The following is a 12168-nucleotide window of genomic DNA, read 5'->3' as shown; positions in this document are numbered from 1 at the left end:
TGAAGCTGTCCCAGTATGCTCAACCGAGGCTGACTTGTATCCTCCGCCGTTTGGTCTAAAACGTGTAATTTTCTACACATGGGTAGCGGGCAATATACGATGGCTCGAACATTAAGCGTGTCGGCGTAAAGACCGGGTCAAAGGTCCGTATCCCCGCATAAAAATGGTGTAAAGACAAAAGACGGCGCAGGTCAGTCCGAACCGCGCCGCCTTGGTGACACGTTGCGGCAGTTCTTCAAGGCTGCAAGATCGTGGATCCGGTCGTGCGACGTGCTTCGAGGTCTTCGTGAGCCTTCGCTGCGTCCGCCAGCGGATAACGTTGCCGTACGCTTGTCTTGACCTGTCCCGTTGTCAGCACGTCGAAGAGCTCGGTTGCCATCTGTTCGAGATCGCTGCGCTTGGCGATATAACTGAACAACGTCGGGCGGGTGAAATAAAGTGAACCTCGCCCCGCGAATTCCGATGAATCGATGGGCGGCAACGGACCCGACGTGTTGCCAAAACTCACGAACATGCCGAGCGGCGCGAGGCAATCCAGCGACGCCGTGTAGGTGTCGCGGCCGATCGAATCGTAGACCACGGGGACGCCCGCGCCATTCGTGATTTCGCGCACGCGCTTGGTAAAGTCTTCGCGCGTATAGACGATCGGATGATCGCAGCCATGCGCCTTGGCGAGCGCGGCCTTCTCATCCGAACCGACCGTACCGATCACCGTTGCACCCAGCGCCTTGGCCCACTGGCAAGCCAGCATGCCCACGCCACCAGCCGCCGCATGAATCAGCACGGTATCGCCCGCTTTCACGCGATACGTCCTGCGTAATAGATATTGCGCGGTCAGACCCTGCAGCATCACGGAGGCAGCGTCTTCGTAGCTGATGGCATCGGGCAGGCTCACCACATATTGCGTGGACATGACGCGTTCCTCGGCATAAGCGCCGGGCGGCCGCGAAGCATAGGCCACCCGGTCCCCTACTTTGAACCCGGTCACGCCCTCGCCGACCGCGGTCACCTCGCCGGCCGCTTCCATTCCAATCCCGCCAGGCAGCGGCATGGGGTAAAGCCCGGTACGAAAATACACGTCGATATAGTTCAGGCCCACAGCGTGATGCTTTACGCGAATCTCGCCCTTGCCCGGCGCGCCGACATCCACATCGACCCATTTGAGTACTTCAGGGCCACCTGTTTTTTCGAATCGAATTGCTTTTGTCACTGTTGTCTCCGTGTTTCGGGCGCTCACGCGCCAATGAACAGCAAACTATGCGGATCGGCCAAGCCGGAGCTTGAGGTCGTCCAGGATCATGCGCGCCGTTGCAAGGTTCGTGGCGCACGCGACGTTATGGACGTCGCAGGCGCGAACCAAAGCGTTGATGTCCGGCTCATGGGGCTGCGGCGTCATGGGATCGCGCAGGAAGATCACCAGGTCTACCCGGCCCTCCGCCAATTCAGCACCGATTTGCAGATCGCCGCCGAATGGCCCGGAAAGCTTGCGCTCCACCTCCAGTCCGTGGGCCGCGGCAATACGCGCGCCGGTGGTGCCGGTCGCCAGCAGCCGGCACTGCGCGAGCGTCGCCGCAAACTCGCCGGCCAGCGCCACGATGTCATCCTTTTTCATGTCGTGCGCGATCAACGCGACGCGTGGGTTCATCAGATATCTCTCCGGTGTGATTTATTGCTGGTCCGGAATCAGTACGTGCCCGGATAGGCGCCGCCGTCGATCAGCAGGTTCTGTCCCGTGATGTAGCCCGCATGCACGCTGCACAAATAGGCGCACGCCTTGCCGAACTCTTCGGGCGTGCCGAAGCGGCCGGCGGGCAGCTTGCCCATGCGGCGCTTCTTGGCTTCTTCCACGCTGATGTTGTTCGCCTTCGCGTCGGCTGCGAACGTGGTGACGAGCCGGTCGGTATCGAAGGAACCTGGCAGCAGGTTATTGATCGTGACGCCGCTTGCTGCAACCTTTCGCGACAATCCCGCGATAAACCCGGTCAGCCCCGAGCGCGCCCCGTTCGACAAACCCAGCACGTCGATAGGCGCCTTCACCGACGAACTTGTAATGTTCACGATCCGGCCGAACCCGCGTTCGATCATGCCGTCGAGCGTCTGCTTGATCAGCTCGATCGGCGTGAGCATGTTCGAGTCGAGCGCGTTGATCCAGTCATCGCGGGAAAATTGGCGGAAGTCTCCCGGCGGCGGCCCGCCGGCGTTGTTCACGAGAATGTCAGGCGCCGGGCACGCCGCCAGCGCCGCGGCGTGTCCTTCAGGCGATGTGATGTCGCAAGCCACCGCCGTCACGTTCACGCCGTAAGTCTGGCGGATGTGCTCGGCTGTAGCCTCCAGCGGCCCAGCCGTGCGTGCCACGATCACGAGGTCGACGCCTTCGGCGGCCAGCGCTTCCGCGCAACCCCGTCCCAGACCCTTGCTGGCCGCGCACACGAGCGCCGTGCGCCCCTTGATTCCCATGTCCATTGCTGTCCCTGTGTAGTTGCCTGCGCTTGGGCCCGGTTGCGCCGTCGAAGCGAGGTTTTCGATGTCATGCCGAATGCCGGCTCGCAATCACGCATTGGAAACGCGTGATGCAATTCTAGAAGAATGAGGGATCGGACGTCGGCCGCGCAATAGACCGGTTGGCCAACGACACGCAATCTCCGCTTTTTGCGCCCTCAATTTGGGTAAACTGACTGCACTGCTTAAGCTCAGCAATCGAAACCGCCCGCCACGCACGGTTTTGAAAGCGGCCGCATTGACAACCTGCAACCCAAGCACGACCCGAATCCACATTTAATGCCGCGGCAACCGCGCGAACACCATGAACCAGGACAGCCGCTTTCCAAATCTTTTCATCCTCAACCACCCGCTGATCCAGCACAAGCTGACTCACATGCGGGACAAGGACACGTCCACACGCACCTTCCGCGAATTGCTGCGCGAAATCACGCTGCTGATGGGCTATGAGATCACACGCAACCTGACGTTGACCACGAAGCGTGTCGAGACGCCGCTCGTCACCATCGACGCGCCTGTCATCGCCGGCAAGAAGCTCGCTATCGTGCCTGTGCTGCGCGCGGGCATAGGCATGTCGGACGGACTGCTGGACCTGATTCCGTCGGCGCGTGTGGGTCATATCGGGGTGTATCGGGCGGAAGATCACCGGCCGGTCGAGTACCTCGTGCGCCTGCCCCCCGACCTGGAAGAGCGCGTGTTCATCTTGTGCGATCCCATGCTCGCGACCGGCTACTCGGCCGTGCACGCGGTCGACGTCATGAAGCGGCGCAAGGTTTTAGGCGAGAACATCATCTTCGTGGCGCTGGTCGCGGCGCCCGAAGGTGTGAAGGTTTTCTCCGATGCCCATCCCGACGTGAAGCTGTACGTTGCATCGCTCGATTCACATCTGAACGAGCACGCGTACATTGTCCCGGGTCTGGGCGACGCCGGCGACCGGTTGTTCGGAACCAAAAACTGACGGGAAGCGCGGCAGACACGCGGTTAATCGCAATGCCGACGTAGGGCCAAGCCTGCCGGACGGTCGCGCCATGATAAAATTCGGGTCCGCCAAATGCACGCTACGGCGCGATGCGTGGGCGAAAGGCCCGCACGGGACCGCGGAAAATCCGTACTCCCGGCCAAGCCCTGCCAGGTAGGCAACGCGACATAACGCGCCGCCGGCTTGAAAAGCTGGGCGAGAAAGCTTCATAAAGCAGCGAATTGGCGGCGAAACTGACGGCGAATTGACACACAGGCGTGCGAGAAAAGCTCGTGCGCGATGGAGAAAGGTATGGCGGGTCATTCAAAATGGGCCAACATCAAGCATAAGAAAGCAGCCACCGATGCCAAGCGCGGCAAGGTCTGGACGCGTCTTATCAAGGAAATTCAGGTTGCGGCGCGCATGGGCGGCGGGGAAATGGACACAAACCCGCGACTGCGGCTGTCCGTCGAAAAAGCGTACGACGCCAACATGCCCAAGGACAACATCAACCGTGCAATCCAGCGCGGCGTGGGCGGTGTGGACGGCGCAACCTACGAGGAGATCCGCTACGAAGGCTACGGCATCGGCGGCGCGGCGATCATCGTGGATACCATGACGGACAACCGCACCCGCACTGTCGCGGAAGTGCGCCATGCGTTCTCGAAGTTCGGCGGCAACATGGGCACGGACGGCTCGGTGGCGTTCATGTTCGACCACGTCGGCCAGTTCCTGTACGCGCCCGGTACGGCGGAAGACAAGCTGATGGAAGCGGCGCTCGAGGCAGGCGCGGACGACGTGGTGACGAACGACGACGGCAGTATCGAAGTGGTTTGTCCGGCCAACGATTTCCAGAAGGTAAAGGACGCGCTGGAAGCGGCCGGTTTCAAGGCTGAAGTGTCCGAAGTGATCATGAAGCCGCAGACCGAAGTCGAATTCACGGGCGAAGACGCGGCGAAAATGCAGAAATTGCTCGACGCGCTGGAAAATCTGGACGACGTGCAAGAGGTTTATACCAACGCAACAATCGACGAAGAATAATCGCCGTTTGATCGCCGGTTGATCGTCGATAAGCGACGGGCTTGTCTTTCGCGCGCTTGAATTCGCGGCGTCCGAAAGTTGGCTCGCGCAAGCGTTCTGGCTCGATTGGTGCATGTGCGTCCAGCAGCCATTCCGGATCCGCCAAAGGGCGGCGCAAAAAAGCACGCGGCGCAAAAAGCCGCAAACGGCGCTTGACCGCCGGGAAGTCGAGTGACGCAGCCGCTTACCGGCGCGAACCGTCTCCCCTACTTCAAGCACCGCGGCCCGGCAATCATCCGGAACGCAGCAAAGCAAAACATTGCGGGGGCGCGGCGAAACGGTTGCGAAAAAACTTAACCGGATCACGCAGTCAGCCGCCACGAATTTCTTAAGGTCTTCGAGGTTTTAAATGAAGTTACTCGTCGTCGGTTCGGGCGGTCGCGAACATGCGCTCGCGTGGAAGCTCGCGCAGTCGCCGCGCGTGCAGATGGTTTATGTCGCGCCGGGAAACGGCGGCACGGCTCAGGACGAACGTCTGCTGAATGTCGACATTACAGATCCTTCGGCACTCGCTGATTTCGTCGAAAAAGAGCAGATCGCGCTGACTGTGGTCGGTCCTGAAGGCCCGCTGGCTGCGGGCATCGTGAATCTGTTCCGCTCGCGAGGCCTGAAGATTTTCGGTCCGACCCGGGAAGCGGCGCAACTCGAAAGCTCGAAGGACTTCGCCAAGGCGTTCATGAAACGCCATGCCATTCCAACGGCCGAGTATGAAACGTTCACTGACATCGCGGCGGCGCATGCTTATCTGGACACGAAGGGCGCGCCTATCGTCATCAAGGCGGACGGCCTGGCTGCGGGGAAAGGCGTGGTCGTTGCCACGACTATCGAAGATGCCCACGCAGCGGTCGATTCCATGCTCGCCGACAACAAGCTGGGCGACGCCGGCGCGCGCGTGGTGATCGAAGAGTTTCTCGATGGCGAAGAGGCCAGCTTCATTGTCATGGTGGACGGCAAGCATGTGCTGGCACTGGCATCGAGCCAGGACCACAAGCGCCTGCTCGACGGCGACAAAGGCCCGAACACCGGCGGCATGGGCGCGTATTCGCCCGCTCCAATCGTTACGCCGCAACTGCACGCTCGCGTGATGCGCGAAATTATCTTGCCGACGGTACGCGGCATGGAGCAGGAAGGCATCCGCTACACCGGTTTCCTGTACGCCGGGCTGATGATCGACGCGCAAGGCAATCCGAAGACGCTCGAATTCAACTGCCGCATGGGCGATCCGGAAACGCAGCCGATCATGGCGCGTCTGAAGGGTGATTTCTCGAAGGTCGTGGAACTGGCGATTGCCGGGACGCTTGCCACGGCCGAGATCGAATGGGACCGGCGCACGGCGCTCGGCGTGGTACTGGCCGCGCACAATTACCCGGACACGCCGCGAAACGGCGACCGGATCAACGGCATCCCGGCGGAAACGCCGGAAGCCGTGACGTTCCACGCCGGCACCACGCTGGAAGGCGGCAAGCTGACCACATCGGGCGGACGGGTATTGTGCGTTGTCGGCCTGTCGGATTCGGTTCGCGGCGCGCAATCCGTCGTCTACGATACGATCAATCAGATCGCGTTCGACGGCATGCAGTATCGGCGGGACATTGGGTTTCGGGCGCTCAATCGCAAGGCATCGGAACGCCAAGGCTGATTCAGCACCGCAAGCACGCACAGCACTGCCGGACCTTCGCGTCCGGCAGTGCGTTTTTGGAAGAAACGCGCTGAATGGCGGCAGATAACCTTCACGCCCGCTTCCTGGCACAACCGATCAAGCAAAGCAGCACGATGACCGATTCGACCTACGACGTACAAGCTGTCCGCACCTATCTCACCGGTTTGCAAAAGCAGATTGCAGAGTCGCTTGGCGCGTTCGATGGCACCGAATTCGCCGTCGATTCATGGCAGCGCGGGCCTGAGGAACGGCTGCGAGGCGGCGGAAGCACGCGGATTCTTGAGGGCGGACAATTTTTCGAGCGCGGCGGCATCGGTTTTTCGGATGTTGCGGGTGATTCCTTGCCGCCATCGGCGAGTGCGATGCGCCCGCAACTGGCCGGCCGGGGTTTCGAGGCAATGGGCGTTTCGCTTGTCATGCATCCGCGCAATCCGCACTGCCCGACCGTGCATATGAATGTGCGCTTGCTGATCGCCACGAAATCCGGTGAGGCGCCATTGTTCTGGTTCGGCGGCGGAATGGACCTCACGCCTTATTACGGCTACGAGGAAGACGCGCAGCATTTCCACGGTGTATGCCGTGACGCGCTCGCGCCGTTTGGCGCCGATCTGTACCCGCGTTTCAAGAAATGGTGCGACGAGTATTTCTATCTCAAGCATCGCAATGAACCGCGCGGGATTGGCGGGATTTTCTTCGACGATGTCTCCGAACCCGGTTTCGACGAATCATTCGCAATGATGCGAAGCGTAGGCGACAGCTTTCTCAACGCCTACGTGCCGATCATCGAACGCAGGCGGGATATGCCGTATGGCGAAGCGCAGCGCGATTTCCAGACCTACCGGCGCGGCCGCTACGTCGAATTCAACCTGGTTTTCGACCGCGGCACGCTGTTCGGGCTGCAAAGCGGCGGGCGCACGGAATCCATTCTGATGTCCATGCCGCCGGCCGTTTCGTGGCGATACAACTGGAAGCCGGAGGTCGGCACGCCCGAAGCGCGGCTTTATTCCGATTTCCTTGTTGCGCGAGAGTGGGTTTAAATAGCCACGGAAACATGAGAAACCGGCGCTGTATCCGTTTCATTCCGTCCCCAAAGAGGACCGTCCACTGAAACCCAATCTTCCTTGCGTTCACCGCGTCGGCTTGCTGGGCGGCACGTTCGACCCGATTCACAACGCTCACATGGCGCTCGCGCGGCGTTTCGCCGAGTTGCTCGACCTGACCGAACTCGTGTTCCTGCCGGCGGGCCAGCCGTGGCAGAAAAAAGACGTGACGCCGGCGCATCATCGGCTTGCGATGACTCGCGCGGCGGCGGAATCGCTGCATATCGAAGGCTTGAAGATCACCGTCGCAACCGATGAAATCGATCACGACGGCCCGACGTACACCGTGGAGACGCTGGCGCGCTGGCGCGAGCGGGAAGGCCCGGACGCTTCGCTGGCGTTGCTGATAGGCGCCGATCAGCTCGTGCATCTGGATTCGTGGCGCGACTGGAAACGTCTTTTCGAGTTTGCGCACGTGTGCGTGGAAACGCGCGCGGGGTTCGACGTATCGACGGTTTCGCCCGTCGTGGCCGAGGAAATCGCGGCACGCAGCGCGAGCGCGGATGTGCTCCAGGCCACGCCGCACGGGCATTTGCTGATCGACTCGGCGCTGGCGCTTGAAGTGTCCGCCACCGAAATCCGCGAGCAGTCGGGCGAACGCCTGAAAACGCACGCGGCGGGCGGGATCGCTGCCGAGAGTAATGTTCCGTCCGCCGTATGGGACTATATTGTTCAACACCACTTGTATCATCGGTAAAAACCATCGGTAAAAATATGGAAATTCAAAAGCTTCAACGCGCGATCATCGACGGTCTGGAAGACGTCAAGGCGCAGGACATCAAGGTGTTCAACACCACTCACCTGACCGCCCTCTTCGACCGCGTGATCGTCGCGAGCGGCACGTCGAATCGTCAGACCAAGGCGCTGGCGAACAGCGTCCGCGAAAAGGTCAAGGAGCTGGGCGGCGACGTCATCAGCACCGAAGGCGAAGAAATCGGCGAATGGGTGCTGGTGGATTGCGGCGACGCCGTCGTCCATATCCTGCAACCGGCGCTGCGCCAGTACTACAACCTCGAAGAAGTCTGGGGCGACAAACCCGTGCGCGTGAAACTGCAAAGCGCGGGCGGCTTCGGCGGCGCGCGCGTGAGCGCGGACGAAGACGACGAGGAAGACGAGCCGGCAGCCAAACCCGCGCGCAAGACCACGCGCCGCTGAATTCCCGGTTCCAGCGAACGTGCCGCTTTGCGTGAAAGCGGTCGGTTCGTGCGACGTACGCCATGAAACTTCATATCCTCGCAGTCGGCCACAAGATGCCCGACTGGATCGCAACCGGCTTCGAAGAGTATGCGAAACGCATGCCGCCCGAGCTGCGCATGGAGCTGCGCGAAATCAAGCCTGAACAGCGCTCGTCGGGCCGTAACGCCGAGAGCGTGATGGCGGCCGAACGTGGGCGTATTGAAACAGCGTTGCCGAAAAACGCACGTGTTATTGCGCTCGACGAACGCGGCCGCGACTGGACCACGATGCAACTCGCCGCCGCCCTGCCCGACTGGCAGCAAGATGGGCGCGACGTGGCCTTCGTGATCGGCGGCGCGGACGGTCTCGATCCGCAAATCAAGGCACGTGCCGAAGTGTTGCTCCGTGTGTCGAGCCTGACGCTGCCGCACGGCATGGTTCGCGTGCTTCTGGCCGAGCAGCTTTATCGCGCGTGGAGCATCACGCAGAACCACCCTTATCATCGCGCGTGAACGGCAGGGCCATCGAAGGCGCTGAACCGTCAACGCGCGCTTCGAGGATTGCCTCAATGCCATCGACCACGTTCCCGTTTGTTTATCTCGCATCCCAAAGTCCCCGGCGCAAGGAGCTGCTGCAGCAACTGGGCGTCACGTACGAACTGTTGCTGCCCCGTGCCGATGAAGACGCCGAAGCGCTCGAAGCAGAGCTTCCCGGCGAGGCCGCCGATGCCTACGTCCTGCGCGTATGCGCTGCGAAAGCCGAGGCCGCGTACGCTCGCCGGGTAAAGGGCGAGCACGCGAGCTCACCCATTCTCGTCGCCGATACAACCGTCACGCTCGATGGCGCCATCATGGGCAAGCCCGATGACGCCAGCCATGCGGTCGCGATGCTCGAACGCCTCTCCGGCCGCGATCACGAAGTGCTGACGGCGCTCGCCGTAGTCGATGCTGAAGGTACGTTGCTACAACCTGTGTTGTCGCGTTCAATCGTGCGCTTCGCCGCGGTCGAACGTGCTGCACTGCAACGATACGCAGCCACCGGCGAACCCCTCGGAAAGGCCGGTGCGTATGGCGTTCAGGGACGCGCGGCCGCGTTTATCGAACGGATTGAAGGGTCCTATTCGGGTATCATGGGCCTGCCTCTTTTCGAAACAGCCGCACTCCTGCGCGTGGCGCGCGTCGACTTCTAAACCGTCCATGAACGAAGAAATTCTGATCAACGTCACACCGCAGGAAACCCGCGTTGCCCTCGTTCAGCAAGGCGCGGTGCAAGAGCTTCACGTCGAGCGCACGCTGTCGCGCGGCCGCGTGGGCAATGTGTATCTCGGCAAGGTCGTGCGAGTGTTGCCGGGCATGCAATCGGCGTTTATCGACATTGGTCTCGAGCGCGCCGCGTTCCTGCATGTGGCCGACATCTGGCATCCGCGCATTGCAGGCGAAACGCATTCGAGCGCGCCGCATATTCCTATCGAAAAGATCGTGTTCGAGGGGCAGGCGCTGATGGTGCAGGTGGTGAAAGATCCTATCGGCACGAAGGGCGCGCGGCTTTCCACGCAAGTGAGCATCGCGGGGCGCACGCTGGTTTATCTGCCGCAGGAACCACATATCGGGATTTCGCAGAAGATCGCAAGCGAGGCCGAGCGCGAGGCCATTCGCGCGCGGCTTACAGCGGTTCTGCCCGTCGATGAAAAAGGCGGATACATCGTGCGCACGATCGCGGAAGATGCGACGAGCGAAGAACTCGCCGCCGATGTCGCGTATCTGCGGAAAACGTGGGCAACGATCGTTGCGCAAGCCACGCGTGTGGCGCCGACTTCGCTGCTGCATCAGGATCTCAATCTGGCGCAGCGTGTCTTGCGCGATTTCGTCAATGATGAAACCTCACGCATTCAAGTCGATTCGCGCGAGACGTATCAGATGCTCGCGGACTTCGCGGCCGAGTTCACGCCCGCCGTGGCTTCGCGCGTGCATCACTACGCCGGCGAGCGGCCGCTTTACGACTTGTACAACATCGAGGCGGAAATCCAGCGTGCTTTATCGCGTCGCGTGGATTTGAAGTCTGGTGGTTATCTGATGATCGACCAGACCGAAGCCATGACGACTATCGACGTGAATACGGGCGGTTATGTCGGCGCGCGCAATTTCGACGACACGATTTTCAAAACGAATCTGGAAGCGGCTCATACGATTGCCCGGCAATTGCGGTTGAGGAATCTGGGCGGGATCATCATTATCGATTTCATCGATATGGAGAACGCCGAGCATCGCGATCAGGTTCTCGGGGAATTGAAAAAGGCGTTGTCGCGCGATCGGACTCGCGTGACCGTGAATGGATTTTCGCAGCTAGGCCTGGTTGAAATGACACGCAAGCGCACGCGTGAATCGCTCGCGCATGTGTTGTGCGAGCCGTGCCCCACGTGCGATGGAAAAGGTCAGGTCAAGACGCCGCGAACCGTGTGTTACGACGTGCTGCGCGAGATCATGCGCGAATCGCGCCAGTTCAATCCGCGCGAGTTTCGCGTGGTGGCTTCGCAGCAGGTTATCGATCTGTTTCTGGAAGAAGAATCGCAGCATTTGGCCATGCTGATGGATTTCATCGGCAAGCCGGTTTCCTTGCAGGTCGAGTCGAACCTGAGCCAGGAACAATACGACATTGTTTTGATGTAATCTCGCCGGGGTGTCTCGCACCTTGCGTTCAGTCCAGCAAAACCCCCGGCCTCACTCTGATCTTCGAGCTAGTCCCCGCCTGCATTCCCGCCATCAGCGTTTCGCGGCCTTTGCGGGTGATGCAGGTTGTCGAGAAGATCAGTTCGGCGTAACCCAGCTCCCGGAAATGCGCGGCAATCGCCGCAGGGATTCTGCCACTTCCGTTTATGCCCAGTTCGAGCAGCCAGTCCAGTTCGAATTCGGTAAGGTCGTTGTGCATTGCTCTCTCCACTCTTCAAATAAACATTGTTTTCTGGAGCAGACAAAAATGCGACTGGCGTCGATATGGCCGTTTCAAGCTTAGTAATTTCACGTCCCCTCGATCGATACCGATCGTTTATACGCAAGCTGATTGCGGCCAGATTCAACCGAAGCGCGTTGTGCCCAAATATTTTTATCGATAAATGGCCGGGTGACGCTTAATTGAAAGGTCGATGCAAACTCCGACCCACGTTACGAAGGATCCGCGCGCGTAACGTAACGAACGCGCGTAACAAACAAACCATCCGGCGCCTTTCCATATGGCTGCGCGAAGCACGGCGGGCGTTCAACGCATTTGCGCATATGTGGCACGACTCGTGCGATCACAAGCACATCGCATCGACCAGTGCGAATCTGGAAATGACCAACGCTCTATTGATTACAAAAGGCAGGAAGCCTTGAACCAAGCGGAGCACCATTAAACAGCGACCGAAAAAATCACGGCGCAAACGGGGAATCAAATTGAATAACTATCTCATCGAGAAAGACCTCGCGCATCTGGAACGCGTGGTGAACAAGATTGCTTCGAGCCATGGACTGTCTTTGTCGTATTGGAGAAAGCGCGTGGATTCAATGCTGTCCATGAAGCTCATGCCGGCCCAGCGCAAACGCATTGGACAGGTCAACGCCGTCATCCTGATGCTCGAAGCAACGAAGTCCGGTTCGGCATCGAACTTCGGCTGAGCATGAGTCCTGCAGGCTGCGCGCGCGGCCTACGGTTTGCGCGTG

General features: G+C 60.3%; 14 protein-coding genes. 10 read left to right on the top strand and 4 right to left on the bottom strand.

Features of this window, described 5'->3' with window-relative positions; genetic code table 11:
- Positions 1-235 precede the first annotated feature (235 nt).
- From ASG35_RS02465 to ASG35_RS02455, 3 genes are read right to left on the bottom strand one after another with little or no spacing between them, the layout of a single operon-like run.
- The gene (locus ASG35_RS02465) at positions 236-1210 is read right to left on the bottom strand and encodes a quinone oxidoreductase family protein (RefSeq protein WP_056352414.1); all 975 of its coding nucleotides are present in this window, start codon (positions 1208-1210) and stop codon (positions 236-238) included.
- Between the two features lie 45 nt (positions 1211-1255).
- On the bottom strand, positions 1256-1648 hold the full coding sequence (locus ASG35_RS02460) for a methylglyoxal synthase (RefSeq protein ID WP_156392958.1): 393 nt from the start codon (positions 1646-1648) through the stop codon (positions 1256-1258).
- A 35-nt stretch (positions 1649-1683) separates the two neighbouring features.
- On the bottom strand, positions 1684-2463 hold the full coding sequence (locus ASG35_RS02455) for an SDR family oxidoreductase (protein ID WP_056352930.1): 780 nt from the start codon (positions 2461-2463) through the stop codon (positions 1684-1686).
- 340 nt (positions 2464-2803) lie between these two features.
- Between ASG35_RS02455 and upp the strand changes: the two genes are divergently transcribed.
- The 9 genes from upp (at position 2804) to rng (ending at position 11139) form a co-directional block, all read left to right on the top strand.
- Positions 2804-3457, top strand: coding sequence for a uracil phosphoribosyltransferase (gene upp / locus ASG35_RS02450; protein ID WP_056352410.1), 654 nt, complete (start codon positions 2804-2806; stop codon positions 3455-3457).
- 312 nt (positions 3458-3769) lie between these two features.
- Positions 3770-4498, top strand: a complete 729-nt coding sequence (locus tag ASG35_RS02445) for a YebC/PmpR family DNA-binding transcriptional regulator (protein WP_056352928.1) — start codon at positions 3770-3772, stop codon at positions 4496-4498.
- A gap of 388 nt (positions 4499-4886) precedes the next feature.
- On the top strand, positions 4887-6176 hold the full coding sequence (gene purD / locus ASG35_RS02440; protein ID WP_056352408.1) for a phosphoribosylamine--glycine ligase: 1290 nt from the start codon (positions 4887-4889) through the stop codon (positions 6174-6176).
- 134 nt (positions 6177-6310) lie between these two features.
- The gene (gene hemF, locus ASG35_RS02435; protein WP_056352926.1) at positions 6311-7234 is read left to right on the top strand and encodes an oxygen-dependent coproporphyrinogen oxidase; all 924 of its coding nucleotides are present in this window, start codon (positions 6311-6313) and stop codon (positions 7232-7234) included.
- A gap of 103 nt (positions 7235-7337) precedes the next feature.
- Entirely contained in the window at positions 7338-7994 is a 657-nt protein-coding gene (locus ASG35_RS02430; protein ID WP_056352406.1) for a nicotinate-nucleotide adenylyltransferase, read from the top strand.
- A gap of 17 nt (positions 7995-8011) precedes the next feature.
- Positions 8012-8452, top strand: a complete 441-nt coding sequence (gene rsfS, locus ASG35_RS02425; RefSeq protein WP_056352402.1) for a ribosome silencing factor — start codon at positions 8012-8014, stop codon at positions 8450-8452.
- Positions 8453-8514: 62 nt separating this feature from the next.
- Positions 8515-8985, top strand: a complete 471-nt coding sequence (gene rlmH / locus ASG35_RS02420; RefSeq protein WP_056352400.1) for a 23S rRNA (pseudouridine(1915)-N(3))-methyltransferase RlmH — start codon at positions 8515-8517, stop codon at positions 8983-8985.
- A gap of 56 nt (positions 8986-9041) precedes the next feature.
- Positions 9042-9662, top strand: coding sequence for a Maf family protein (locus ASG35_RS02415; RefSeq protein WP_056352398.1), 621 nt, complete (start codon positions 9042-9044; stop codon positions 9660-9662).
- A 7-nt stretch (positions 9663-9669) separates the two neighbouring features.
- Positions 9670-11139, top strand: coding sequence for a ribonuclease G (gene rng, locus ASG35_RS02410; RefSeq protein ID WP_056352396.1), 1470 nt, complete (start codon positions 9670-9672; stop codon positions 11137-11139).
- Between the two features lie 28 nt (positions 11140-11167).
- Here the strand turns inward: rng and ASG35_RS02405 are convergent, their stop codons facing one another.
- Entirely contained in the window at positions 11168-11398 is a 231-nt protein-coding gene (locus ASG35_RS02405) for a hypothetical protein (RefSeq protein WP_056352394.1), read from the bottom strand.
- A 503-nt stretch (positions 11399-11901) separates the two neighbouring features.
- On the opposite strand from ASG35_RS02405, the gene ASG35_RS02400 reads away from it, so the two are divergent.
- Positions 11902-12123 carry a hypothetical protein gene (locus ASG35_RS02400; protein ID WP_056352393.1) on the top strand — a complete coding sequence of 74 codons (222 nt, stop codon included), beginning with the start codon at positions 11902-11904 and terminating at the stop codon, positions 12121-12123.
- Positions 12124-12168 lie beyond the last annotated feature (45 nt).

It is taken from the genome of Burkholderia sp. Leaf177, from assembly GCF_001424345.1.
Classification (GTDB): Bacteria; Pseudomonadota; Gammaproteobacteria; order Burkholderiales; family Burkholderiaceae; genus Caballeronia.
Note: the sequence above shows the minus strand (reverse complement) of the source record. Positions and strands in the feature narration are given on the sequence as shown.